The following is a 24,345-nucleotide window of genomic DNA, read 5'->3' on the forward strand; positions in this document are numbered from 1 at the left end:
ATGACGACGACCGTACGGACCGCCGAACGCGCCCGCATCGCCCGCCTCCTCGAGGCCGGCTCGGGCGCCCTGGTGCTCATCGGCGCTCGCGGCAGCGGAAAGTCCGTGCTCCTGGCCGCTGCCGCCGAGCTGGCCCGATCCACGGCCGGCCGTCGCGTCGTGACGCTGCACGGCTCGGTGCCGTGGCCGATGCGCCAACTGCTCCTGGCGTTGCGGCCGGACCTGGCCGCCTCGGTGCCCACGGAGTTCCCGCCCACTTCCGATCAGGTCACCGCCGCCGCGCGTGTCACGCCGGTCGTCATCGTCGCGGACGAGGCCCACCACTTCGACGCCGAGGCCCTGACCACGCTGGCGCGGCTGGCCGCCATCCCCGAAGTGACCGTCCTCGCCGCCGTCACCCCGCCCAGCGCCGTCACCCCGCTGGGCGCTGTGGCGTCGTTGCCCGCTCAGCTGGCCGGGCTTCCCGTTCTCGAGCTGGGCCCGCTCGGCGAGCGGGAGGCGGCCGAGCTTCTCGCCGGCCGCGACCCCGCACTGACCGCCCGGGCCCGAGCCGGCATCCTGTGGCGGGCGCGAGGCAACCCGGCCGCGCTGGCCGAGCTGGGCGGCCTGGTCCGGCCCACGTTGTTGCCGGCCTTCAGCGCGGAGATCGCCGAACTCCCACCGCCCACCCGGACCCTGCTTCTCCACGCCGCGGCGGCCGTCCTGCCGACCAGCCCCGCCCTGCTGTGCGAGGCCGCCGAGGTGCCCAGCTCCGCCTGGGCGCCCGCCGAGCGAGCCGGGCTCGTGACGGCAGCGCACGAGGGCCGGCTCGGCGAAGCCGGGGTGGAGATGCGCTTCACCCATCCGCTCATCGCGGAGGCGGTCTATCGGGCGGCGCCGGTCCACCTGCGGCTGCGGGCGCACCGGCGGCTGGTGGAGGTGCTGGATCAGTATCCCGAAAGCCGGGCCCTGCAATGGGCCGCCGCCGAGCCGCAGCCCGGCGAGGAGCTGGCGGAGGCTCTCGAGAAAGGTGCGGCGGTCTTCCGGGGCCGTGGCGAGTTCTACGAGGCGACCGAGTCGATGTGGAAGGCGGCCGAGCGGTCGGCGCGACCCGCGGACGCCGCCCGGCGGCTCGTGCAGGCCATCGCGGACGCGCGGGATCTGCGGGATGTGGCCTGGGCGGCCGAGATGCACGACCGGGTGTGGCAGCTGACCGACGACCCGGACCTGCTCGCCGCCGCGGCCCGGCCGGTGGCCACGGCCATGTTGTGGGCCGGGCGCCAGCACGAGGCGTACGGCGTCATCGCCGCCGCCCACCGAGCGGGCCCGCCCCGCAGCCGCAAAGCCGCCCTGCACCTGGCGATGATCGCCACCGGGGTCGCCGAACTGACCGCGGAGGACGAGCACCGGTCGGGGCTCGTGCCCCTGCTCGAGTCGGCGGGTGAGCCGCCCGGCGCCGTCGTCGCCTACATCCGGGAAGTCATCGACCCGGCCGCGCACGCGGGGCGAGAGGTCCTCGCGTCGCCGAACCTGGAGGCGGCCGGTGTGCCGTCGACGCCGGATGCCTGGAACCACCTGACCGCGCTCGGGACCGTCGCCTGGTTCGAGGACCGGAGCGCTGTGGCCGTACGGCTGCTGCGCCAGGGTGTCGAGGCGGAAGCCGAGGTGCCCGCGCCCGCCTTCGCGACGCTGCCGGCGCTGGTCGGCTCGCTCATCGACACCGGCGCCTGGCGCGAGGCCGACGACTACGCCCGGGCCGATCGCGCCGCCGGACGGCTGACCATGGAGCTGGGGCTGGCCTCGTTGCGAGCCCAGTTGTGCGCGCTGCGCGGTGACGGGGAAGCGGCGCGGCGCCTGGCGCGTGAGACCTGGCAGCGGCTGGACGTGCCGGGCAACCGGGCCGTGCATGTGCGCCTGCTGCGCGCCGCCGGCCTGGCCGCGGCCGGGGACGGCGACCACGAGAACGCCTACCGTTATTTCCGGTCGATGTTCGACCCGGACGGCCGCCCGTCGCATCCGTACCACTCGGCCCGGTCCGTCGCCGACCTCGTGGTCGCCGCGGTCCGGTGCGGCCGGCACGAAGACGCGCTGACCGTGGTGCGGCAGGTGCGCGCGGTGGCCGGTGCCGAGCCGAGCGACCGCATGCGAATACTCGTCAACCTCAGTGACGCCCTGCTGCGGGACGACGAGGCCTTGTTCCGGCAGGCGGCCGACGATCCGGCCGCCACGGAATGGCCGTACGAACACGCGGTGACCCGTCTGCACTACGGCGTCTGGCTTCGGCGCCATCGCAGTCCCCGGGAGGCCCGGGTTCTTCTCTCGTACTGCCGGAGGGTTTTCGCCGAACTCGGCGCGACCGGCCTCGCCGAGCTCGCCGCCCGGGAGATGGCCGTCGGAGCCCAGGCCACCGGCAAGGCCGAGCTGACCACCCAGGAACGGCAGGTGGCGGTGCTCGCGGCGCAGGGGCTGAGCAACCGGGCCATCGCCGACCGCTTGTTCATCTCGGCCCGTACGGTCGGCACCCACCTGTCGCGGGTGTACCGGAAGGTCGGGGTGCGGAGCCGGCGCCAGCTGCATCTTCAGCTGACGCCGGCCCAGCCCTAGATCGAGGCGAGGGCCTCGCGGATGATGTCCGCGACCTGCTGGGGGTGCGAGAGCATCACCAGGTGCGACGAGTCGATCTCGGTGACCTTCGCGCCGGCCCGCTGATAGCCGAAGCGTTCCACGTCCGGGTTGATGGTGTGGTCCGAGCTGGAGACGACGCCCCATGACGGCGTGGTCTTCCAGGCGGCGACCGGCGCCGGCTCGCCGAACGCGAGGGCGGTCAGCGGGCGCTGCGAGACGGCGAGGACGCAGGCCAGCGCGGGGTCGACGTCGTGGGCGAACACGGCCGGGAACTTCGCGATGTCGACCGAGACGTCGGTGCCGTCCTCGGCGCCGGGGACCGGGAACTTGGTGTAGACGAGGGCCTGGGCCAGGTCGGAGTCGGGGAAGCCGCCCTGGAGCTGGCCGAGGCTCTCGCCCTCGTCGAGCGCGTAGCCCGACAAGTAGACGAGTCCTTTCACGTTCTCCTCGGCGCCGGCCACCGTGATGACCGCGCCGCCGTAGGAGTGGCCGACGAGCAGGACCGGGCCGTCGATGCCGCGCACGATCGAGGCGATGTAGGCGGCGTCGCCCACGAGGCTGCGGTTGGGGACCGCGGGGGCGATCACTGTGATGTCGCTGTCGAGCAGCTCGGGGATGAGCTTGGCGAAGCTGGACGCGTCGGCGAAAGCGCCGTGAACCAGAACAACAGTAGTCATGCGCTCGATCGTTGCTCGCGCGAGAGTCCGCGCCGTCCGTCAAACGACCGCACCCGCGGCGTGCCAAGCTTGGTCCCGTGGAATCGTTCGGTGCTCTGCTGCGGCGTCTGCGGCTCGCGGCCGGGATGACGATCGAGCAACTCGCGGCGGCGTCCGGGGTCAGCGACCGGGGCATCGGCGACATGGAGCGGGGAGTCAGCCGGGGGCCGAGAGTACGGACCGTGGAGGCGCTCGCCGAAGGGCTGGCCCTGGACGGCGAGGATCGTACGGCCCTGCTCGCGGCGGCCCGCGCCGGCCGCACCGGGACCCGCCGGTCCGGTGGCCGCAAGCCACCGGCCGCGTTCGTCGGCCGCGCGGACGAGCTGGCCCGGATCGCCTCGTGGATCGCCGCCGGCGAGGTCGTGGTCATCACCGGGGCGCCGGGCTTCGGCAAGACCGCGTTGGCTGTGGCCGCGGCGGGGGGCGAAACCACGATCTTCGTCGACTTGCGCGGGCTCGACGACGTCCCGCTCGCTCCGATCGACGTGCTCACGGCGCTCATCCGCGCCGTCGACCCGGTCGCGAAGGCCGCGCCGCGCGACGTCGACGAGGCCGCGTCGCGGTGGCAGGCGCTGATCCGGGAACGGCGCGCGATCGTCGTTCTCGACAACGCGATCGGTGAGGCCCAGGTGCGCCCCGCCCTTCCCGCGGAGGGCCCGGCGGCCGTCGTGGTGACGAGCCGGCGCACGCTCGGTGGCCTCGAGGGCGTACGCCGCCTGCACCTCGGCCCGTTGCCCACCGGCGACGCCGTCGCGTTGCTGGCCGCCATCGCCGGTGACCGCGAGGGGCTGCCCGAGATCGCCGCGCTCTGCGTCAACGTGCCCCTGGCCCTGCGGATCGCCGCCACTCGCCTGGCCAGCATGCCGGAGTGGACGACCGGTGAACTCGCGGCTCGGCTGTCAGCACCCCATCTGGACGCGCTCGACCAGGTCAAGGCGGCGTTCACGTTGTCGTACCAGCAGCTGTCGGGTCCGGCGCGGCGCCTGTTCCGGCGGCTCGCGCTCGTGCCGGGGCCGTCGTTCGCGGCCGATCTGGCCGCCGTCCTGGTGGGCGAGTCGCCGGAGGCGACCGAGGACCTGCTCGACGATCTGGTCGACCTGTGCCTGCTCCAGCAGGAGGCGTCGGGCCGGCTGGGCTTTCACGACCTGCTTCGGCAGTACGCCTCGAGCGCGCTCGCCGACGAGGAGGACGACATCGCCGCGATCGTCGCCCGGCGCGACCAGTGGCTGCTCGACAGCACCGTCGAGGCGGGGCGGGCCTTCGAGCCCGGTCACGACTCGGCCGTTCCCCTCGCCGAGGCGGGCCCGTGGCTCCGGGCCGAGGCCGGCAACTGGTTGCCCGTCCTCAAGGGCACCGACGACAAGCGGATCGTCGACGTGGCCGAGGCCCTGCACTGGTTCTCCGACACGTGGTCGTTCTGGCCGCACTGGGAGGACGTCTACTCCGGCTCGGTCCAGGCCGCCCGGCGGCTCGGCGACGAACGGCTGCAGGCGGTGCATCTGGGCTATCTGGCCTGGGTGTACGTCATCTGCCGGGCCGAGCCGGCGCGCGGGGCCGAGTACGCCCGCGAGGCCGTCCAGGTCTCCCAGCGGGTCGGTGACCCCGGCCTGATCGGCTGGTCCAACTATTACGTGGCCTGGGCCCTGAAACAGGCCGGCCACCCCGGGGACGCGCTGCCCTACGCGCACGCGGCCGTCGAGGCGATGCGGCGGGCGGACGACCGCGTGGGCCGGCCGAACGCCGTCATCCTCGTGGGCACCGTGCTCCAGGACGCCGGGCGCGACGAGGAGGCCGGGGCCTACCTGCGCGACGCCCTCACCGAACTGGCCGGTCCCACCGCGCCACCGGCCCACATCGCCCTCTTCATGGAGGTCACGGTGCGCAACATCCTGGCCGACATCGCCATCGCGGCCGGCCGCTGGGACGAGGCGCTCGAGCAGGTCGGCGCGGCGGCCGGGGCGGCGGCCGCGATGGAGTACTCGCCCACCCGCGACATGGTGACGCTGTCGCGGCGGGCCCTCATTCTCGCCTCGCTCGGCCGCGACGAGGAGGCCCGCGCCGACCTGGAGGCTCTGCACAAGCTCCTGGAGGGCGCGGGCGGCAGCGTGTTCGGCGCGCCCGGCGCTATCCGCGACCGGGTCTCGGCGACCGAACGGCTCCTCAGCGGCTCGCGCGGAGAATCAGGTCGGTGACCGCGGCCGGGTGGGCCACCATCGCCGCGTGCGAGCTGTGGATCATCACGGTGCGGCCCTTGGCGGCGCGGGCCGCCATCGCCTTCTCGGCCACCGGCGGGATGGTCTGGTCGTCCAGCGCCACCATGTAGTAGGCCGGGATGCTCTTCCAGGCCGGCACACCGGTCGTGCCCTCGAACGCCGCCGTCGAGAGCGGACGCTGCTGGGTGGCCATCAGCCGGGTCTCGCTCAGCGGCGCGTCGGCCGCGAACAGCTTCGGGAACCAGGCAGGGTCGACGGTGGTGTCGACGTAGCCGCCCGAATTCGGGTAGGGCCGCTTGACCAGGTGCGACACCAGCACCGAGTTGTCGCCGCCGGCCAGGGCGCCGGCCTGGGCGATCGTCTCGCCCTGGGCCGGCGCGTAGGCCGAGATGTAGACCAGCGACTTCACGTTCTTGTCGCCGGTGGCCGCGTTGGTGATGACCGCGCCGCCGTACGAGTGCCCGACCAGCACGACCGGGCCGCTGATGGTGGACAGGAAGCTCTTGAGATAGGCGCTGTCCTCGGCGACACCGCGCAGCGGGTTGGCCGGCGAGACGACCTGATAGCCCCGGGCCTGGAGGCGCTGGGTCACCCCGTTCCATCCGGAGGCGTCGGCCCATGCCCCGTGCACCAGCACCACGGTCGGCTTGACGGTGTGCGACTTCGACGCCACCGGCTCGGCCGACGCGCCCGCCGGGGCGACGGCGAGGACGGACGCGGCCAGGGCGCCGGCGAGCGCCAGCGACTTCCACTTCACCACGGAAAGCTCCTTCATCGGTGCGGGACCGTCCCGCATCTCGTGGTCGAGCCTCCGTTCGTTTCGCCCCGGAGCCGTCCGTCGAATGACTGCTGAGGACGGGACTTTCGCCTCTGCGCTCCGGCCCGGACGGCCCGGAGAGTGGGGTCATGGAGAAGATCTCGCTCACCGAGCTGGCGGCCAAGGAGGCGGTCACCGCCCGGGACGCGTCGAGCGGCCGCGGCGCGCACACCGTCTTCGGCAACCACACGACCACCCTGCGGCAGACCGTCATCGCGCTCGCCGCCGGTCAGCTGCTGCACGAGCACAACAGCCCCGGCGACGCCACCCTGCAGGTCCTCAGCGGCCGGGTGCGGCTGGCCGCGGGCGACGACGCCGGCGAGGCCGAGGCGGGCGAGCTGGTCGTCATTCCGAACTCGCGGCACAGCCTGGAGGCGCTCGACGACAGCGTCGTCCTGCTGACCGTGGCCCTCACTCGGGGCGGTGGCCCTTCTTAGCGAGCTGGATGAGCTCGTAGACGTGCCCGCGCAGCTCGGAGAAGCGGGCCGACGAGCGGGTGCCGAGCTGGTCGCGCTCGTCGGGCAGGCCGATGCGCACGTCCTCCAGGACGACGGTCGGGCGGTTGGAGAGCACCAGGACCCGCTGCCCCAGGTAGACCGACTCGTCGATGTCGTGCGTCACGAACAGGACGGTGACGCCGAGCCGGAGCCAGAGCCGCCGGACCAGGTCCTCCAGGTCGGCCCGGGTCTGCGCGTCCACGGCGGCGAACGGCTCGTCCATGAGCAGGACGCTCGGCTCGTAGGCGACGGCCCGGGCGATGGCGACCCGCTGCTGCATGCCGCCGGAGAGCTGCCACGGGTGGGCGTCGGCGCTGTCGGTCAGGCCCACCGCGTCCAGCGCCGCGTCCACCTTCGCCCGGCGGTCGGCCTTGCCCAGGCCCTTCTCACGCAACGGAAGCTCGACGTTCCCGCGGACCGTCAGCCAGGGGAACAGGCTCCGGCCGTACTCCTGGAAGACCACCGCCATGCCGGGTGGCGGCTGCGTGACCGGGGCCCCGTCCAGCTCGATCCGGCCGCCCGAGGATTCGAGCAGGCCGGCGACGCAGCGCAGCAGCGTGGTCTTGCCGGCGCCGGACGGCCCGACGATGCAGACCAGCTCTCCCTTGTGGATCTGGAACGTCAGGTCGCGGATCGCCTCGACCTCGCGGCCGTGGCCGGTGTACGTCTTGGCCAGGCCGCCGACGTTGAGGATGACGGTCATTTCTCTATGCTCCTCGTTCGGCCTGGCGCAGCCCGCGGTACCAGGCCAGGGTTCGGTGCTCGACCAGACGGAACAGCCCGGACAGGGCCACGCCGATCAGGCCGAGCAGGATGATGCCGGTCCACATCTGCGGGATGGCGAAGCCCCGCTGGAACTGCACGATGGCGGCGCCGAGGCCGCGGTTGGCCCCGAACAGCTCGCTGATCACCATGAGGATCACGCCGATCGACAGTGCCTGCCGCGCGCCCGTCGCGATCCGCGGGCTGGCCCCGCGCAGCACCACGTGCCAGAGCGTCGCGACCCGGCCGAACCGGTACGAGCGGGCGGTGTCGCGCAGCACCTCGTCGAGTGCGCGCACGCCCTCGATGGTGTTGAGCAGGATCGGCCACACGCAGCCGAGCGCGATGGTGATGATTTTCGAGGTCCAGCCGGTGTATCCGGCGAACAGCGCGATGACCGGGATGAGCACCGGCGGCGGCACGGCCCGCAGGAACTCCAGCACCGGTTCGCAGATCTCGCGCAGCGTGCGCGACGAGCCGATCGGCACGCCGAGCGCGACCCCGGCCACGACCGCGGCGAGATAGCCGATCGCGAGCCGGGCCAGGCTGGGCAGCACGTCGTTGACCAGCGGGTCGGCCGTCCACGTCTGCGGGAAGGCCTCGACGATGGTGCGCAGCGGCGGCCAGAAGAAGCTCGTGCTGCCGGCCGAGGCCACCCACCACACGGCGACGAGAGCGACGGGCAGGGCCAGAGCCAGGAGTACGCGTCTCACAGATCCCTCCGAACCGAGGTGTGCCACCGCAGCGCGCGCTTCTCGACCGCCCGCGCGAGCACGTTGACGAGCACGCCGATGACACCGACGACCAACACCAGGGCGTACGTCTCGGCGACGGCCCCCGAGCTCTGCGCCACCCCGATCGACCGGCCCAGCCCCGGCACCCCGATGATGAGCTCGGCGGTGATCTCCAGGATGAGCGCGACCGACGCCGCGAGCCGGAAACCCGTGACCACGTACGGCATCGCGGTCGGCCAGATGACGGTCCGCACGATCGCGCGCCGCGAGAACCGGTACGACCGGGCCGTGTCCCGCACCACCGGGTCGACGTCGGCCACGCCGTAGAGGACCTGGACGAGCATCTGCCAGAACGAGGCGTAGACGACCAGCACGAGCGCCGACGGCATCTCGCTGCCGTAGATGAGCACGACCAACGGGATGAGCGCGACCGAGGGGATCGGCCGCAGGAACTCGATGGTCGAGGCGGTCAGCGCCCGCAGCAGCGGAACACTGCCGACCACCACGCCGACGGCGATGCCGGCCGCCATGGCGATCGCCAGGCCGAGCGCCCAGCCCCGCAGCGTCTGGCCGGTTGCGGTCCAGAAGGCGCCGGTGCCGAGCTGAGCGCCGAGTGAACGAACCATCGCGCTGAACGGCGGCAGGAACCGGCCGTCCACGATGCCCGCGCGGGGGAGAAGTTCGAGAAGGCCGACCGCGGCGGCGAGACCGGCCAGTCCGAGGAAGGCCGGCCGGGCCGACGCGCGGCCGGGAAATCCGATGACCGTCACGGAAGCAGCGTCCCGAGGTCCGGCTGCTTGGTGATGAGGCCGTCCTTCAGCGCCAGGTCCGACAGCACCTGCATGGAGTCGTTGTCCACTGTGCTCGGCCACTTGGGCAGGACCAGGCTCTTCTGCACGGCCGGGTCGATCTTCGTGTAGTCGGTGAGGACCGCGCGCGCCTCGTCGCCGTGGCTCGACGCGTATTCGAGCGACTTGGCCATGGCGGCGGTGAACTTCTTGGCCACCTCGGGGTTCTTGTCGAGGAACTGCTGGGAGCTGAAGTACATGCCCACCATCAGGTCGGGGTCGGTGCCGGCGTAGTTGGAGACGACCTGACGGTCGCCCTGGCCGGTGGCGATGGTCAGGAACGGCTCGACCACCTGACCGGCGTCGACGTCGCCCTTGGCCACGGCGGCGGCGATGTCGGGGAAGCCGAGCTCCACGTACTTGATGGTCGACGGGTCACCGCCGGCATCCCGTACGACCTTGTTGATGGTCGTGGTGTTGATGTTCTTGAGGGTGTTGACGGCGATGCGCTTGCCGGCGAGGTCGGCCGCGGTCGTGATCGGGCTGTCGTTCTTGACGATGACGGCGCCGAAGTCCTGGCCGGTCTCGCCGGTGGAGGCGACGCCGGCCGAGACCACCTTGAGGGGCAGGCCCTGCGAGGAGGCGAGCAGCAGCGAGGTGGCGTTGCTGAAGCCGAACTGGAACTGGCCGCTGACGACGCCCGGCACGATAGCGGCGCCACCCTGGGCGGTCTCGAGCGTGACGTCGAGGCCCTCGGCTTTGAAGAAGCCCTGTTTGACGCCGAGGTAGATGGGCGCGACGTCGACGATGGGGATGACGCCGACCTTGAGGGCGGTGGTGCCGTCGGGCGAAGTGGCGGCGTCCCCGCCGTCGCCACCGCACGCGGCGGTCGCGAACAGGGCGGAGGCGATGACTATGGCGAATGAACGGCGGAGCATGAAGTCCTCCAAGAAGCCGACGAAGCGGGCCGACGCCGCGGACGTTACCCATATTGTCAACAATTTGGAAGACAATCTTGACTACGTTCTTCACGAGCCGTAGACATGGCTGCAACGAAGGAGGCACGAGTGGCATCGCATTACGTCGTCCGGAACGTGAGCCGGTCCGAACCCGGCACCATCGAGGCCCTGCGCGACGCGGGGGTGGCCACCGTGCACGAGGCGGCCGGCCGCATCGGCCTGCTCGGCCCGGCGATCCAGGCCCGGCAGCAGGGCGCCGCGATCGCCGGCTCGGCCATCACCGTCTCCTGCCACCCCGGTGACAACCTGATGATCCACGCGGCCGTCGAGGTCTGCCGGCCGGGCGACGTCCTGGTCGTCACCACGACCTCACCGTCGACCGACGGCATGTTCGGCGACCTGCTCGCCACGTCGCTGATGGCGCGCGGCGTCATCGGTCTGGTCATCGACGCGGGTGTCCGGGACATCGCCACGTTGCGGGAGATCGGCTTCCCGGTCTGGTCGCGAGCCGTCCACGCCCAGGGCACCGTGAAGGCCAGCCCCGGCTCGGTGAACGTGCCGGTGGTCGCCGCCGGCCAGATCGTCCACCCGGGCGACATCATCGTGGCCGACGACGACGGCGTGCTGGCCCTGCCGATCGCCGACGGCCCCGCCACCGTCGAGGCCACCCGCAAGCGCCTGGCCAACGAGGAGGCCAAACGCAGGACCCTGGCCGAGGGAACGCTGGGCGTGGACCTCTACAACCTGCGCCCCTTGCTGGCCAGCCTGGGCGTCGAGTACGTGGACGACCTCCCGTGACCGCCGACGGCATCCGGTGCATGCAGATGCGCGGCGGCAGCTCCAAAGGCGCCTATTTTCTGGCGTCGGACCTGCCGGCCGATCGCGCCGAGCGCGACGATCTGCTGCTGCGCATCATGGGGTCGCCCGACGAGCGGCAGATCGACGGGATCGGCGGTGGGCATCCGCTGACGAGCAAGGTCGCGGTGGTCGAGCCGTCCCGGTCCCCGGAGGCCGATGTGGACTATCTCTTTCTGCAAGTAGTGCCGGGCAGGGCGATCGTCACGGACGCGCAGACGTGCGGCAATCTGCTCGCCGGAGTCGGGCCGTTCGCCATCGAGCGCGGGCTGGTCGCCGTCGCGGGGGAGACCACGACCGTACGGATCCGCATCATGAACCCGACCGTCAGTCTGGCCGAAGCGACGGTGCGAACGCCCGCTAACAGAGTCGAATACGACGGCGCCACCGTCATGGCCGGCACGCCTTTCCCGGCCGCCCCGATCGACCTGGCCTTTCCGGGGGGCGACGCGCCTCTCTTCCCGACCGGAGAGTTGGTCGACGTGTTCGCCGGTGTCGAGGTGACCGCGGTCGACGCGGGCATGCCCGTCGTGCTCGTCCGCGCCGCGGATCTGGGCCTCGACGGTGACGAGGCGCCGGAGAAACTCGAAGCCGACGACGCGTTGCGCTCCAAGGTCGAGGCGATCCGCCTGGAGGCCGGCACGGCCATGGGGCTTGGCGACGTCCGCGACTCGACCGTCCCGAAGATCAGCATCATCTCGCCGCCCCGTAGCGGGGGAACGGTCACCACGCGCACATTCATTCCGCATCGGGTGCACGCGGCGATCGGAGTCCTCGGTGCGGTGTCGGTCGCCGCCGCCCTGCGCGCGCGGGGCGAGGCGAGCGACCGCCTGGTGCGCGTCGAGCACCCCAGCGGCTTCTTCGACGCGTACGTCGACCTCGAAGGTCAAGGGCCGCAGGCCCGCCTGGTGCGCAGCAGCGTCGTGCGCACCGCCCGCAAGCTGTCCGACGGCCTCGTCTGGCCGCGAAGTGGAAAGGCGATCGGATGAGTGTCACGCACGACCCGGACCGGCGGCGGGACATCGCGCATGTCGGGCCGATCGAGCTTCGGACGGCGGTGCTGGAGGAGTCGCGTGACTTCTTCGTCGACGTCATGGGCCTGCGGGAGGTGCACCGCGACGCCGACTCGGTCTATCTGCACACGTGGGACGACTACCAATCCTGGACCATCCGGCTGGTCCGAGATGCCAACGCGGGCATCGGCCGGACCTATCTGCGCGCGGCGAGCCCGCAGGCTCTCGAGCGTCTGCGCACGGAGCTGAAGGCCTCCACTGCGACCAGCGACGTCCCCGGCCTGGGCGAGGTCTTCCTGTTCGAGGACCCCGACGGTCACGAGATGGGCCTCTACTGGGACGTCGACTGGTACGAGTCCGATAAGACAGACAGGCCCGCGCTCAAGAACCAGGCCGCCAGATATCCCGGGCGGGGCGCCAACCTGCGCCGGCTCGACCACGTGAACTACCTGACCGCGAACGTGCCGGAAACGAGTGCGTTCCTGAGCGAGACGCTCGGCGCCCGCTGCACGGAACAGATCGTCAAGGACAGCGGCGAACCCCAGGCCATCTGGTACTCGCTCGGCAACAAGACCTACGACCTCGTCTACACCGAGGACTGGACCGGCAGCCGCGGCCGCCTGCACCACGTCGCCTTCGCCACCGACACCCGCGAGGAGATCCTGCGCGCCGCCGACGTCTGCCTCGACGCCGGCGTCCACATCGAGACCGGCCCCCACAAACACGCCATTCAACAGACCTTCTTCCTGTACGTCTGGGAGCCCGGCGGCAACCGCATCGAGATCTGCAACGCCGGCGCGCGCCTCATCCTCGCCCCCGACTGGCGCACGATCAGCTGGACCCGCGAGGAACGCGCCAAGGGCCAGGCCTGGGGCCTCAAGACCATCGACACCTTCCACACCCACGGCACCCCGGTCGTGCCCGCAGAGGAGGCCGGCGCGTGATCATCGACTGTCACGGCCACTACACCACCGCCCCGGCCGCGCACACTGCTTGGCGTTCGCAGCAGGAGGCGGCGTTCACTTCCCCATCGCCCGCGCCGGCGTACCCCCGAATCTCCGATGATGAGATCCGGGAATCCGTTGAGGGCAGCCAGATCCGGCTCATGGACGAGCGCGGCGTCGACCTGACCGTCTTCTCCCCGCGCGCCTCGGCCATGGGCCACCACTTCGGCGACGAGGGTGTCAGCCAGGCCTGGACCACCGCCTGCAACGACCTCATCGCCCGCGTCACCGCGCTTTTCCCCGAGCGCTTCGTCGGCGTCGGCCAACTCCCGCAGTCACCCGGCGTCCCGATCGCCCACTCCGTCGCCGAGCTGCGAAGGTGCGTCGACGACCTCGGCTTCGTCGGCTGCAACCTCAACCCCGATCCGAGCGGCGGCCACTGGACATCCGCGCCGCTCACCGACGAGTCGTGGTACCCGCTGTACGAGGCGATGGTCGAGCTCGAAGTGCCGGCCATGGTTCACGTCTCGGCGGTGACCAACGCCAACTTCCACGCCACCGGCTCGCACTACCTGAACGCCGACACCACCGCGTTCATGCAGTTCCTGCAGTCGGACCTGTTCCAGCGCTTCCCCGGCCTGCGGTTCATCATTCCGCACGGCGGGGGAGCGGTGCCGTATCACTGGGGACGCTTCCGCGGCCTGGCCGACATGCTCGGCCGCCCGCCGCTGGACGAGACCGTCATGACCAACGTCTTCTTCGATACGTGCGTCTACCACCAGCCCGGCATCGACCTCCTCTTCAAGGTGATCGGTGTTGACAACATCCTCTTCGGATCGGAGATGGTGGGTGCTGTGCGCGGCATCGACCCCGAGACCGGCCAGTACTTCGACGACACGCGCCGCTACGTGGACGCGCTCGGCCTTTCCGACGAGGACCGCTTCAAGGTTTACGAAGGCAACGCCCACCGCGTCTTCCCGCGGCTCGCCCAGAAAGAGGCCCTCTCCCGCACAGAGTAGGTGACGCCCATGCGCCGTCCGTCCTCCCTCCTCCTGGCCATCGTTCTGGTGGCCGCCTCCGCGTTCGCCGCCGCCGATCCGGTCGCCCTCAGACCCCGGATCAGTTGTGCGGAGGTGCGCGACGTCGACCTGAGCCGAGCCACCGACGCTCCGGTCACCATCACCTCCGCCACCGTCGTGGGAACCAACTGCGAAGTACGGGGAACCATCGCCCCGGCCGACACGATCGTGGCCCGGCTGCCGCTCAACGGCTGGACCCAGCGCTACGTGCAGACCGGCTGCGGCGGCCTCTGCGGCAGCGCGAACATCAACTACGGCCAGGCCGCCGGCTGCGAGCCCGTCGTCAACGGCGAGGTCGCCAGCGCCACCACCGACATGGGCCACCAGGGCCTCAACGACGGCTCCTGGGCCGCCGGCAATCCCCAGGCCCAGATCGACTTCGCCTACCGCGGTGTGCACGTGACCGCACAGACCGCCAAGGCCCTCATCAAGGCCTTCTACGGCAAGGCACCCCGCTACTCGTACTTCACCGGCTGCTCCGACGGCGGCCGCGAGGCCCTGATGGAGGCCCAGCGCTACCCGGACGACTTCGACGGCATCGCCGCCGGCGCCCCCGCCGGCAACATGGCCGTGCAGAACACCTTCCACCACGCGTGGAACGTCCTCGCCAACAAGGACGCCAGCGGCAACTTCATCCTGCTGGCCGCCAAGTTACCGCTCATTCACACCGCGGTTCTGGCCGCATGCGACGGCATCGACGGCCTGCGCGACGGCCTCATCGACGACCCGCGCCTCTGTGCCTTCGACCCGTCGACGCTGGTCTGCAAGACCGGCCAGGACCCGGCCACCTGCCTCACCAGGGCCGAGGCGACGGTGGTCCGCAAGCTGCACGACGGCGCCACCGACTCCCACGGCAACCGCCTGGAGCCGTACATCTCCCATGAATGGGGTTCCGAGCTCGAATGGACCCTGTTCGTCCCCGCCGCCCAGGGTCAGACGCCGGCGAGCGAGAACTTCGCGCTGTCGTACCTGCGCTACCTGGCTCAGCCGAACAACCCGCGCCCGTCCTTCCAGCTGAACGACCTGAAGCTCACCGTCGAGTCGTTCTGGAAGACCGTGATGCCGTCGAGCTCGTACATGGCGGCCCTGGACCCTGACCTGAACGCCTTCAAGCGCGGCGGCGGCAAGCTGATCCTGTGGCACGGCTGGAGCGACCAGCACATCTCCCCGCAGGGCACACTGATCTACTACGACGCCGTGCGAAGGTCCGTTAACAACGCCGACAGCTTCACCAAGCTCTACTTGTTCCCCGGCATGGCCCATTGTGGCGGCGGCGAGGGCCCGAACAGCTTCGACGTCCTGACCCCGATCATGACCTGGGTGGAGTCGGGCCGCCAGCCCACCGGCATCGTCGCCACCAACGCCGGCCGCACCCGCCCGGTCTTCCCCTATCCGGCCGTGGCCCGCTACGACGGCACCGGAAGCACCGACGACGCCTCGAATTTCGTCTCCTACACCCCGCGCAACCCGGTCCGCGCCGACGCCACGTGGGTGGGCCAGAGCCTCTACTCCTCCCGCTACCAGACCTGGCCCCGGGTGAGGAACGGCGAACTGGTGGTCAGGCCCTGACGTTCTCCAGGTCTTCGAGAAGGCTGGGATGCTCCGGCTCCCAGCCGAGGGCCTGGCGGGTGTGAGCGCTCGACGCCGGCTGGTCCATCGCGAAGATGGGGCCGAACGGGCCGAAGGTGTCCTCCGGGACCGATGCGACCGGCAGGCCCAGGCGGCGGCCGACGACGGCGGCGATGTCGCGGACGGCATCGCCCTCGTCGGCGACCGCGTGCCACGCGGTTCCGGCCGGGGCCGACTCCAGGGCCAGCCGGAACAGGACCGCGGCGTCGAGGGCGTGCACCGCCGGCCAGCGCTGGGCGCCGTCGCCCGGGTAACCGGCGGTTCCCGTGCGGCGGGCGGCGGCGGTCAGCAGGCCGGCGAAGCCGCCCTCGCCGTTGTGGTGAACGGTGCGCGGCATGCGTACGGACGTGGTCCTGACGCCCTGTGAAGCCAGAGCCAGCAACGCGTTGACCGAACGGCCGCGGGCGCCCACCGGGCCGTCGGTGGGCACCGGGTCGGCCTCGGTCGAGGCGCGGCCCGGCACCCACGGCGTGCCCGAGACGGTGACCAGCGGGCGGCCGCTGCCGATCAGCGCCGAACCCAGGGTGGTCATGGCGGCGCTCTCCTCGGCGATCGAGGCGGTGAGGGCTTCCGGCGTGCCGTAGTCGCGCCCGAAGGCGAGGCTGATGACGCCGTCGGCCCGCGACGCGCCCGCCCGGAGGACGTCGAGGTCGGCCAGGTCGCCGCGCAGCACCTCGGCCCCGGCGCCGATGAGGGCCTGCTCCGAGCTGTCCGAACGGGCCAGCGCCAGGACGGTGTGGCCGTTGGCGAGCAGCTCGGCGACCACGGCCGAGCCGATGGTGCCGGTGCCGCCGGTGACGAAGACGTGCATGGGTGCTCCCGAGCAAGTGATGGGACTCTTGTCCCGTCACCATAGCGCGTGATGGGACCATTGTCCCGTCGCCTATGCTGGGAGCCATGGCCCGATGGCAACCGGAGACAACGCAACGACTGGTCGTCGCGGCTGTGGATCTGTTCACCGAGCAGGGATACGACGACACCACCGTGGCCCAGATCGCCGAGCGGGCGGGAGTCACGAAGAGTACGTTTTTCCGGCATTTCTCCGACAAGCGCGAGCTGCTGGTCGCCGGCCAGGAGACCCTGTCGACGCTGTTGGCCGAGGGCATCGCCGACGCCCCGTCCGAGGCCGGCCCGCTCGACGCGGTCGCCGCCGGCCTCCAGCGCGCCTCCAGCGCCATGGGCCCGGCCAACCGCGAGCTGGGCCCCCGCCTGAAGGCGGCCGTGGCCGCCAGCACCGAGCTCCAGGAGCGCGACGCCCTCAAGAGCGTGGGCCTCGCCGCCGCCATGGCCGGCGCCCTGATCGCCCGTCGCGTGCCGGAACCGGTGGCTCAGGTCGCCGCCGAGCTGGGAGTGCTGGCCTTCAAGCGCGGCTACGTCCGGTGGTCCGAGGGCGACCGGGACGACGGCCAGGGCCTGGCGCCGTACGCCCTGACCGCCCTGACCGAACTGCGTGCCGCCACCGCGCTGATCTGATGCGCTGGTACCGCGGCGACTGCCATGTCCACTCCGAGCGGTCCCATGCCGGCGAGCTGACACCCGGACAGCTCACGGCGGCGGCTCGCCGGGCCGGGCTCGACTTCATCGCCGTCACCGAGCACAACACCTCGGAGACCCATGCGCGCTTCACGGCGTACGGCGGGAAAGACCTGCTTGTGGTCCTCGGCCAGGAGGTGGTGACCGAGCACGGGCATTGGCTCGCTCTCGGGCTCGGCCCGGGCCAGGACGTCGAGGGCGTCGACCAGGTCCATCGCGACGGCGGTTTGTGCGTGATCGCGCATCCGCACGCACCGTATCCGTCGGGAACCTTCCGCCTTCCGCGCGACGGTTTCGACGCGGTCGAGGTGTGGAACGGCCAGTGGACCTCGGACCTGCCCTGGAACGCCGACAACGAGAAGGCGCTGGCCCAGTGGGCGAGCGATCTCGGCCGTGGCCGGTGGCGGCCCGCGATCGGCAACAGCGACGTTCATCGCACGGACCAGATCGGCACACCACAGACGGTCGTACGGGCCGAGGAGCTCACGTCGAGCGCGGTGCTCGCGGCCATTCGCGAGGGACACAGCTGGATCGCCGAGTCGGCCGGGGTCGAGCTGTCCTTCACCGCCACCGCCGGCGACCGCCGCGCCGAGGTGGGTGAGCGGCTGCGGTCCGGCGGCCGGCCGGTCACGGTGACCGTGCAGGTCGGCGGCGTGCCGGGCGGCGTGATCACCCTTCATACCGCGCGGGGAGGTGAGCCGTTCGGCGTCCCACGAGATGACCTGGACCGGCGAGCCGGCGTTCGTACGCGCCGAGGTGCGCCATGCCGGCGGGCGGATGGCGGCGCTCACCAATCCGATCGTCGTCACCTGAAGCCGCACCGAGGCGCGCCCTCAGGGCAGGAAGTACTGCGACATCAGGTCGGTGACGAAATCCGGCTGCTTGACGTCCGGCTGGGTGAACTCCCTCATCGCCGGCTTCAGGTCGACGACCGGCGTGCCGGTGACCGCGTCGAGGCCCACCACAGTCAGTTCCCGGCCGCGGACGGCCTCGATGGCGCATGTGGTCACGCCGATCCGGTTGGGGCGGCGCGGGCCCCGGCTCGCGAAGATCCCGACCGGTGGAAGGTCGGCCCGGCCGCGGTACGGGCGCGCCTCGCGGTAGTCGTCGAGCTCCTCCAGCTGATCGAAGACGAAGAGCACCTCCACGTGCGAGAAGAGCTCGAGCCCTTGAAGGCACGCGTCGCCGAACCGCTCATCGACGACGATCGTGCTGCGGACCGCGCCCCAATGATCGGAGTTCTGAACATCCGTCCGCTCGTTGCGGACCGTGCCGATCGGGGTGACCTCGAAGCTGACCATGATCCGAGGCTACCGGCGCCCGCCGAAGGTCCAGGGATGAATCTCGATCCGGTCGTAGTCCCCGGTCGCGGCGAAGAGCTCCCGGATCGCCGCGGGATCACCGAACTCGCCGATCACGGCCGCACCCTCCCAGTCCTCCGTGTCCTCGGAGAGCAGCCGGCCGTAGGCGATGAGCTGCTCCGGGTCCAGTTCGGGCTCGCCGCCCGGCCAGTCCCTGAGCGGCCGGGCGTGCGCAACGACGAGATGGCCCGGACGCGCCTGGTCGCGGCCCGGGAAGTCCCACATCGTCCGCCCCAGCAGATCGACGTACCGCCGGACGATCACGCCGCGGTAGACCCCGGCCAGATAGTTCGGCTCCTCGAACGCGAAGACCCGCGCCGCCGACGTGTCGGGCAGATCGACGATGTGGACGCTGCCGGTGGCCGTTTCGAGGTCGTCGGTGAGCGTGGGCCCCCGGGCGATCATCCCTTCGGCGTACCGGTCCATGAAGGCCCAGTGCTCCTCGACGAGCCGCTGCCGTAGCTCCCCGGCGCCGTCCCGGTCCCGGCAGTAGAAGAAGAAGTCCACCCGGGGAGCCTCGCACGGTCAGCGGAAGGCGTCGATGTGGCGCGCGGCCCAGGCGGCGAACGGGCGTGGTGCCCGGCCCAGAACCTCGGCGACGTCCGGGCTGATCCGCCGTTCCCTTCCCGTCGGCGAACCGAGGATGGCCGGCACGCCTTCGACAGCAAGGGGAAATAGCCTCATCCGTACGGGGTGAGGTGCCCCGGCCGTACGACAGCAACGCTCGTCACATCAGAGCCGCGCCGCATCGGTCAGGAGGGCGCCAGCATGGATCGGCGCGATTTCTGGGTCCTCATCGCCTCCGCGGTCGTCCTCGGCGTCTTCGGCGCGTTCGCGGGTCTGATCTTCGTCGGAGCGACCGGTGCCGGCGGCCGGTGGTACGGCGACCCGGATCCGCACTGGTTCGGCGGGCACTGGTGGTGGATCGCGGTCACCGCCGGGGCCGGGCTGGCGGTCGGTCTGCTGCGCCGGCTCACCCGGCTGCCCGAGGAGGTTCCCGGGCTGATCGCCGACCTGCGGAGCGAGCACGTCGAACCGCGGCTGGTGCCCGGAGTCGTCGCCGTGTCGGCGGTGTCGCTGATCGGCGGGGCCAGTCTCGGGCCGGAGAAGGCCCTGGGCTCCATCGGTGGCGGAGCCGGCGGCTGGTTGTCGCGCCGCCGAGGGCTGAGCGACGACGCCGTACGACTGAACACGCTGTCCGGTTTTGCCGGCGCCTACGGCGGACTGTTCTCCAGCACGGTGATCGTGGTGGCGATGATCATGGAGATCGCCCGGCCGGGTGGCGAGCGGTACGTCAGGGCCCTGCTGGGCACGATCGTTGCCTCGAGCGTCTCGTTCGGCGTCTACTTCGTCATCGCCGGTTCGGTCTTCCTGGACGCCTACCGGGTGCCCCAGTACGAGTTCAAGGACTGGGTGATGGCCGCCGCGGTGCCGCTGGGCCTGTTCGCAGCTGTGGTGGCGACGCTGATGGGCCTGTTCGTCAAGGCCGCGACGGCGCTGTTCGGCCGGCTGAGGTGGCCGGCCGTGGCGAGATCCACCCTGGCCGGGATCGTCTTCGGGCTCGTCGGCGTGGCGCTGCCGCTGACCATGTTCACCGGCAGCGATCAGCTCGCGACACTGCTCGGCGAGGCGCCGAGTCTGGGCCTCGCGCTGCTCATCGTCCTGCCGATCGCGAAAATGCTCACCTTCGCGGTGAGCCAGGCCGGCGGGTTCGTGGGCGGGCCGGTCTTCCCGGCCCTGTTCGTCGGCGGAGCGGCCGGGGTCCTGGTCCACGAGCTGATCCCCGGCGTGCCGCTGGGGCTGGCGTTCACCTGCCTGCTCGCCGCCGTGCCGGGCGGGGTCGTCGCCGCCCCGTTCTCGATGGTGCTCCTGGCCGCGTTCATGACCCAGATCGGGGCGCTGCAGACCGCGCCCATCCTGATCGCCGTCATCACGTCGTTCCTGACGATGAAAGGCGTCGAACACCTCGTGGCGCGCCGCCGGCATGAGGGAGGTGAGACATGAACAGACAGGAATGGTGGCCGTTCGTCGCCAAGATCATCTTGGCGGTGGCGCTCGGAATTCTGCTGCTCATGTTCCTTCAGGCTCTTTCAGTCTTCCAGTAAAGGGGGAAGTCACGTGACCACAGTGGAAAGCGCCGACGTCTGCGTTCTCGGCGCCGGGCCGGCCGGCCTTTCGGCTGCCCTGCGGGCGGCCCGCCTGGGCGCCCGGACCGTTCTCGTCACCCGGGACGCGGTGGGCGGGATGGCCGCCGCCGAGGGCCCGGTGCCGGTGCGCGCGCTCGCCCAGGCGGCCCGGCTGCGCCGCGAGGCGCGGCATCTGCACCGCTACGGCATCGACGTCGGCGACACCGTCCTGAACTTCCCCCGCCTGCTCACGCGGGTCCAGGAGGTCGTCGCCGAGGTCGCCGAGCATTCCATGCTGCGGGCCGAGCTCGAGGACGCCGGCGTGACCATCCTCGAACACGCCGGGACCGCCCGGTTCGCCGATCCGCACACGATCGAGGCCGAGGCCGGCCTGCGCCTGCGCTGCGACAAGGTGATCCTGTGCGCCGGCGGCACCAACCGGGTCCTGCCGGTGCCCGGCGCCGAGCTGGTCGGCTCCCAGCGCGACGCGTGGGCGCTGACCTCAGTGCCGGAGTCGCTGCTGATGATCGGCGCCGGGGCCACGGGCGCGCAGGTCGCGTCGGTCTTCGCCGAGCTCGGCACCCGGGTGACGCTGTTCGAGGCCGGCCCGCGGATTCTCGCCACCGAGGACGAGGACGTCTCGCGGGTCATGGCGGAGTCGTTCCGTGCCGCCGGCATCGACGTGCGCGAGGATTTCGGCCGTATCGAGCGGTTCGAGAAGGCGCCGGCCGGCGTACGGATGGTCCACACAGGGGGCAGCGCGGAGGCGACTCTGGCCGTAGCCGCGATCGGCTGGCTGGCCGACACCGCCGGGCTGAACCTCGGCGCCGCCGGCGTGGCCACCACCGCGCGGGGCTACGTGCAGGTCGACGCCCAGTTGCGGACCAGCGCCGAGCATGTGTACGCCGCCGGCGACGTGACCGGCCGCCTGATGCTGGTCCCGCACGCCGTGCAGGACGGCTACCTGGCCGCGACCAACGCGGTGACCGGCCGCGGCGAACGGCTCAGCCCGCCCGCCAACCCGATCGGCAGTTTCACCGACCCCGAGTACGCCCAGGTCGGCCCCACCGAGGCCCAGGCCCGCGCCGACCGCGCCGTCGTGGTCGCCACCGAGCATTTCGCCGACACGGTGCGCCCGATCATCGACGGCCGCCCCGGCGGCTTCTGCAAGCTCATCGTCGACGCCGGCACCCACCAGATCATCGCCTGCCACATCGTCGGCGAACGCGCCGTCGAGATCGCCCAGGTGGCCGCCGTCGCCGTGGCCGCGCAGATGCCGGTGGAGCAGTTCATCCGGATCCCGCTGTCCTTCCCGACCTACACCAACGTCCTCGGCCGGGCAGCCCTGGCCGCCGCCCGCCAACTCGGCGTATCCGACTTCTGGGACTAGCCGGGCGTTCGCTCCCAGGCCTGTTCGAACTCGGCGGCACTGATCTCCCACTGGACCAGATCGGGGTCGCGGAGGTCGGTCGGCGGGTTGAAGGGCCAGTCGTCGGGTCCGGTTCTGATCACGGTGCCGTCAGGGTTCACCTCGACCTCGCGCAGGCGGCGGCCGTCGGGACCCAGCTCCTCGAAGTAGACGACGTCGCCCTCCCACGGGCGTTTCAGGTGCACGACCTCCCGGCCGGCCAGGACGCCGTAGCCGGGGCGGCCGCGCTGGGCGTCGCGCTCTTCGCGCAGGCCGTCCAGGCCCGCAGGCATGACCGGGGCGTCGATGTCCACCTCGTCCACGTCGTCGTCGCCGGCGAACCGCGCCACGATCTCCGGATCGCCGACGACCTCCAGCTCGGCGAACGTCTCCACGATCTCGTCGGCCGAGCGGGCGTGGATCCACCACCACAGACCACCCATGCCGTAGTCGTGCACGACCAGAAAGCGCTCACTCACGTCCAGGATTGTGCACGCTCTGGCTGGGCGGCGCGACGATGCCGTAGTCGTGAATCTTGCGGTAGATGGTGGCCCGGGACATGCCCAGGGCGGCCGCCGCCTTGACCTTGTTGCCGTTCCAGTCGAGCAGGCTCCGGACTATCGCGTCGCGCTCCATCGCCTCCAGCGGGCTCAGCAAGCGGCGGCTCACCGTGCGGCACTCCGGGGGCAGGTCGGCCGGCAGGATGATGCCGCTGCGGCGATGCTGGACGATGTTGCGGAGCACCTGCCAGAGCTGCTCCACGTTCCCCGGCCAGCTCGATCGGCTCAGCATCTGCATCGCCTCCGGCGAGCAGACCAGGCGGCCGTCCGGCACCAGTTTGGCCAGGAAGAACTGGACCAGGGCGGGCACGTCCTCCAAGTGGTAGCGCAGCGGCGGCAACTCCACCGTGGTCGGGAAGAAGCGCAGCAGATCGGCCAGCTCGGGGGAGGACTGCTGGAAGGTCACGGCGATCCACAACGATCCCGGCGCCTGCTCGACCAGGCGGCACAAAGTGCGCAGACCGGTGGAGCCGGCCCGGTCGACGTGCTGGACGACCAGTGTGCCCTCCCCTTCCTGCAGTTCGCGCCGGATGTCGTTCAGCCACGTGCGGCCGGTCGCGGCCGCGTCGACCACGGCGAAGTGCGCCCCGGGCTGATGGACGGCGCGGACCAGGGCCAGCTTCCCCACGCCCGGTTCGCCTTCCAGGGCGAGCCACTCGCCCGCCGCGTAGGCCGCTCGCACCTGGTGACATCCGCGCAGCCAGAGGCCGCCCGAGCCGACCAGGTTGGGCAGGAAACGGATCGGGGCCGGCGCCGGCGTACCGGTGCGCCGCTCCGCGAGTTTGACGTGGACGACGCCGCCGCTGAGGCGGCCCTCGCCGGGTACCGGGCGGCAGAACAGCCGGGCCTTCACGCCGCTGGGCAGCTCGACCACCGCCGGCGCCGTCGGGTTGCGGCCGCTCAGCGTCTCGGCCGCCTCGGCCAGCAGCACCGCCTGCTCGGCGAAATCCAGCGCGTGCCGGGCATTGTCGTTCATCATCACGACGTCGTCGTTCAAGGCGAAGACAATTCCCGCGGTACGCCTACAGGTGCGCAGATATTCCTGGAGCAGCGCCAGTTCCCGTACGCCGCTGTCGGCCAGCATGGCCTGCTGGATCTGCCCGGCGGTCGTCTTGGCCAGGGCCAGCAGCAGCGGATCGGCGTCCCGGCGCCAGCAGGTCAGGTCGACCGCACCCACCGTCTTGCCGGTGATCGGGTGGTGGATCGGCACTCCCGCGCAGGCCAGGTCCTCCAGGTGCTCCGCGTAGTGCTCGTGGCCGAACACGTGCATCGGGCGGCCGCCCTCCAGGGCCGTGCCGATGCCGTTCGTTCCCACGTACTCCTCGGCGTAACTGAAACCCGGTGACAGGTTGACCCGGTCGAGGTGGGCGTCGAGGTCGCGGCCGGCGTCCAGGCGGGTCAGCACCAGGCCGGTCGGGTCGGTCAGGATGATGCTGACCGGCTGGCCGTCCAGGTGCTCGCGCAGGTGCCGCAGCACGGGCAGCGCGCTGCGGGTCAGCGGCGTGTCCACGTCGGGGTCGCGCTGATAGGGCAGGGCTATGTGGTCGGCGGCCACGTTCCATCGCCGGGACCGCCACCACGAGGCCAGGATCGCGTCCCGTACGCCGTGGGGGTCGATCTCTTCGGTGGTGAGGAACTGTTCTCGGGTCTTGGCCAGGCGGCCGGGGTCAGGTTGCATGGGCCCCCCTGGTCGTGGGGAGACGCTCGTTACGTTCACGTTACGCGAGGGGTCGAGGCCACCTGTCTC

Annotated in this window: 23 protein-coding genes and 1 pseudogene; 12 read left to right on the forward strand and 12 right to left on the reverse strand. The window is 71.5% G+C overall.

Translation table 11 applies throughout. From position 1 onward, the window contains the following. Positions 1–2,583 carry a LuxR C-terminal-related transcriptional regulator gene (locus tag ACQP2X_RS18445; protein WP_498698562.1) on the forward strand — a complete coding sequence of 861 codons (2,583 nt, stop codon included), beginning with the start codon at positions 1–3 and terminating at the stop codon, positions 2,581–2,583. Here the strand turns inward: ACQP2X_RS18445 and ACQP2X_RS18450 are convergent. Further along, entirely contained in the window at positions 2,580–3,281 is a 702-nt protein-coding gene (locus tag ACQP2X_RS18450) for an alpha/beta fold hydrolase (RefSeq protein ID WP_498698563.1), read from the reverse strand. The genes ACQP2X_RS18445 and ACQP2X_RS18450 overlap by 4 nt on opposite strands. 77 nt (positions 3,282–3,358) lie before the next feature. Between ACQP2X_RS18450 and ACQP2X_RS18455 the strand changes: the two genes are divergently transcribed. After that, entirely contained in the window at positions 3,359–5,512 is a 2,154-nt protein-coding gene (locus ACQP2X_RS18455) for a helix-turn-helix domain-containing protein (protein WP_498698567.1), read from the forward strand. On the opposite strand, the gene ACQP2X_RS18460 is transcribed toward ACQP2X_RS18455, so the two are convergent. After that, the gene (locus tag ACQP2X_RS18460) at positions 5,481–6,293 is read right to left on the reverse strand and encodes an alpha/beta hydrolase (RefSeq protein WP_498698569.1); all 813 of its coding nucleotides are present in this window, start codon (positions 6,291–6,293) and stop codon (positions 5,481–5,483) included. The genes ACQP2X_RS18455 and ACQP2X_RS18460 overlap by 32 nt on opposite strands. Positions 6,294–6,439: 146 nt before the next feature. On the opposite strand from ACQP2X_RS18460, the gene ACQP2X_RS18465 reads away from it, so the two are divergent. Further along, positions 6,440–6,787 (forward strand): cupin domain-containing protein, encoded by a 348-nt coding sequence (locus ACQP2X_RS18465; RefSeq protein ID WP_498698571.1) that lies wholly within the window; start codon positions 6,440–6,442, stop codon positions 6,785–6,787. Here ACQP2X_RS18465 and ACQP2X_RS18470 read toward each other — a convergent pair. Genes ACQP2X_RS18470 through ACQP2X_RS18485 form a run of 4 tightly spaced genes read right to left on the reverse strand, consistent with a single transcriptional unit; the run spans position 6,762 to position 10,069 of the window. Continuing rightward, positions 6,762–7,550, reverse strand: a complete 789-nt coding sequence (locus ACQP2X_RS18470) for an ABC transporter ATP-binding protein (RefSeq protein ID WP_498698572.1) — start codon at positions 7,548–7,550, stop codon at positions 6,762–6,764. The genes ACQP2X_RS18465 and ACQP2X_RS18470 overlap by 26 nt on opposite strands. A 4-nt stretch (positions 7,551–7,554) precedes the next feature. Continuing rightward, complete coding sequence (locus tag ACQP2X_RS18475) at positions 7,555–8,322, reverse strand: ABC transporter permease (RefSeq protein WP_498698575.1); 768 nt, start codon at positions 8,320–8,322, stop codon at positions 7,555–7,557. Then, the gene (locus ACQP2X_RS18480; protein ID WP_498698576.1) at positions 8,319–9,113 is read right to left on the reverse strand and encodes an ABC transporter permease; all 795 of its coding nucleotides are present in this window, start codon (positions 9,111–9,113) and stop codon (positions 8,319–8,321) included. The genes ACQP2X_RS18475 and ACQP2X_RS18480 overlap by 4 nt, the downstream gene beginning before the upstream one ends. After that, on the reverse strand, positions 9,110–10,069 hold the full coding sequence (locus ACQP2X_RS18485; protein ID WP_498698577.1) for an ABC transporter substrate-binding protein: 960 nt from the start codon (positions 10,067–10,069) through the stop codon (positions 9,110–9,112). Before ACQP2X_RS18485 ends, ACQP2X_RS18480 begins: the two co-directional genes overlap by 4 nt. A 129-nt stretch (positions 10,070–10,198) precedes the next feature. On the opposite strand from ACQP2X_RS18485, the gene ACQP2X_RS18490 reads away from it, so the two are divergent. The 5 genes from ACQP2X_RS18490 to ACQP2X_RS18510 are packed head-to-tail and all read left to right on the forward strand — an operon-like array spanning position 10,199 to position 15,550. Next, positions 10,199–10,888 carry a 4-carboxy-4-hydroxy-2-oxoadipate aldolase/oxaloacetate decarboxylase gene (locus ACQP2X_RS18490; protein ID WP_498698579.1) on the forward strand — a complete coding sequence of 230 codons (690 nt, stop codon included), beginning with the start codon at positions 10,199–10,201 and terminating at the stop codon, positions 10,886–10,888. Further along, complete coding sequence (locus ACQP2X_RS18495) at positions 10,885–11,934, forward strand: PrpF domain-containing protein (protein ID WP_498698581.1); 1,050 nt, start codon at positions 10,885–10,887, stop codon at positions 11,932–11,934. Before ACQP2X_RS18490 ends, ACQP2X_RS18495 begins: the two co-directional genes overlap by 4 nt. Next, positions 11,931–12,902, forward strand: a complete 972-nt coding sequence (locus ACQP2X_RS18500; protein WP_498698583.1) for a VOC family protein — start codon at positions 11,931–11,933, stop codon at positions 12,900–12,902. Before ACQP2X_RS18495 ends, ACQP2X_RS18500 begins: the two co-directional genes overlap by 4 nt. Continuing rightward, complete coding sequence (locus ACQP2X_RS18505; protein WP_498698586.1) at positions 12,899–13,921, forward strand: amidohydrolase family protein; 1,023 nt, start codon at positions 12,899–12,901, stop codon at positions 13,919–13,921. Before ACQP2X_RS18500 ends, ACQP2X_RS18505 begins: the two co-directional genes overlap by 4 nt. Before the next feature lie 9 nt (positions 13,922–13,930). Continuing rightward, positions 13,931–15,550, forward strand: coding sequence for a tannase/feruloyl esterase family alpha/beta hydrolase (locus tag ACQP2X_RS18510; RefSeq protein WP_498698587.1), 1,620 nt, complete (start codon positions 13,931–13,933; stop codon positions 15,548–15,550). Here ACQP2X_RS18510 and ACQP2X_RS18515 read toward each other — a convergent pair. Further along, positions 15,540–16,421, reverse strand: coding sequence for an SDR family oxidoreductase (locus tag ACQP2X_RS18515; protein ID WP_498698588.1), 882 nt, complete (start codon positions 16,419–16,421; stop codon positions 15,540–15,542). The genes ACQP2X_RS18510 and ACQP2X_RS18515 overlap by 11 nt on opposite strands. A gap of 86 nt (positions 16,422–16,507) precedes the next feature. Between ACQP2X_RS18515 and ACQP2X_RS18520 the strand changes: the two genes are divergently transcribed. Beyond that, positions 16,508–17,083 (forward strand): TetR/AcrR family transcriptional regulator, encoded by a 576-nt coding sequence (locus ACQP2X_RS18520; protein ID WP_498698589.1) that lies wholly within the window; start codon positions 16,508–16,510, stop codon positions 17,081–17,083. Continuing rightward, positions 17,083–17,742: pseudogene (locus ACQP2X_RS18525) on the forward strand (CehA/McbA family metallohydrolase); the annotation flags it as partial. The gene ACQP2X_RS18520 and the pseudogene ACQP2X_RS18525, both read left to right, overlap by 1 nt. Before the next feature lie 234 nt (positions 17,743–17,976). On the opposite strand, the gene ACQP2X_RS18530 reads toward ACQP2X_RS18525, so the two are convergent. Genes ACQP2X_RS18530 through ACQP2X_RS18540 form a run of 3 tightly spaced genes read right to left on the reverse strand, consistent with a single transcriptional unit; the run spans position 17,977 to position 19,158 of the window. Next, positions 17,977–18,444 carry an SAM-dependent methyltransferase gene (locus ACQP2X_RS18530; RefSeq protein WP_498698591.1) on the reverse strand — a complete coding sequence of 156 codons (468 nt, stop codon included), beginning with the start codon at positions 18,442–18,444 and terminating at the stop codon, positions 17,977–17,979. A 9-nt stretch (positions 18,445–18,453) separates the two neighbouring features. After that, positions 18,454–19,011, reverse strand: coding sequence for a YciI family protein (locus tag ACQP2X_RS18535; RefSeq protein ID WP_498698593.1), 558 nt, complete (start codon positions 19,009–19,011; stop codon positions 18,454–18,456). A gap of 18 nt (positions 19,012–19,029) precedes the next feature. Then, positions 19,030–19,158, reverse strand: a complete 129-nt coding sequence (locus ACQP2X_RS18540) for a hypothetical protein (protein ID WP_498698595.1) — start codon at positions 19,156–19,158, stop codon at positions 19,030–19,032. 114 nt (positions 19,159–19,272) lie between these two features. Here ACQP2X_RS18540 and ACQP2X_RS18545 point away from each other — a divergent pair, with 114 nt between their 5' ends. Together ACQP2X_RS18545 and ACQP2X_RS18550 are read left to right on the forward strand one after the other, a co-directional pair. Continuing rightward, positions 19,273–20,508, forward strand: coding sequence for a chloride channel protein (locus tag ACQP2X_RS18545; protein WP_498698596.1), 1,236 nt, complete (start codon positions 19,273–19,275; stop codon positions 20,506–20,508). 114 nt (positions 20,509–20,622) lie between these two features. Beyond that, positions 20,623–22,020: a dihydrolipoyl dehydrogenase family protein gene (locus ACQP2X_RS18550; RefSeq protein WP_498698598.1), complete on the forward strand. Its 1,398-nt coding sequence runs from the start codon at positions 20,623–20,625 to the stop codon at positions 22,018–22,020. Here ACQP2X_RS18550 and ACQP2X_RS18555 read toward each other — a convergent pair. Further along, positions 22,017–22,517 (reverse strand): hypothetical protein, encoded by a 501-nt coding sequence (locus ACQP2X_RS18555; RefSeq protein ID WP_498698600.1) that lies wholly within the window; start codon positions 22,515–22,517, stop codon positions 22,017–22,019. The two genes, ACQP2X_RS18550 and ACQP2X_RS18555, sit on opposite strands and share 4 nt — an antisense overlap. Beyond that, complete coding sequence (locus tag ACQP2X_RS18560; protein ID WP_498698602.1) at positions 22,510–24,276, reverse strand: sigma-54-dependent Fis family transcriptional regulator; 1,767 nt, start codon at positions 24,274–24,276, stop codon at positions 22,510–22,512. The genes ACQP2X_RS18555 and ACQP2X_RS18560 overlap by 8 nt, the downstream gene beginning before the upstream one ends. Between the last annotated feature and the right edge of the window lie 69 nt (positions 24,277–24,345).

This window comes from Actinoplanes sp. CA-131856, from assembly GCF_050956135.1.
Lineage (GTDB): Bacteria > Actinomycetota > Actinomycetes > Mycobacteriales > Micromonosporaceae > Actinoplanes.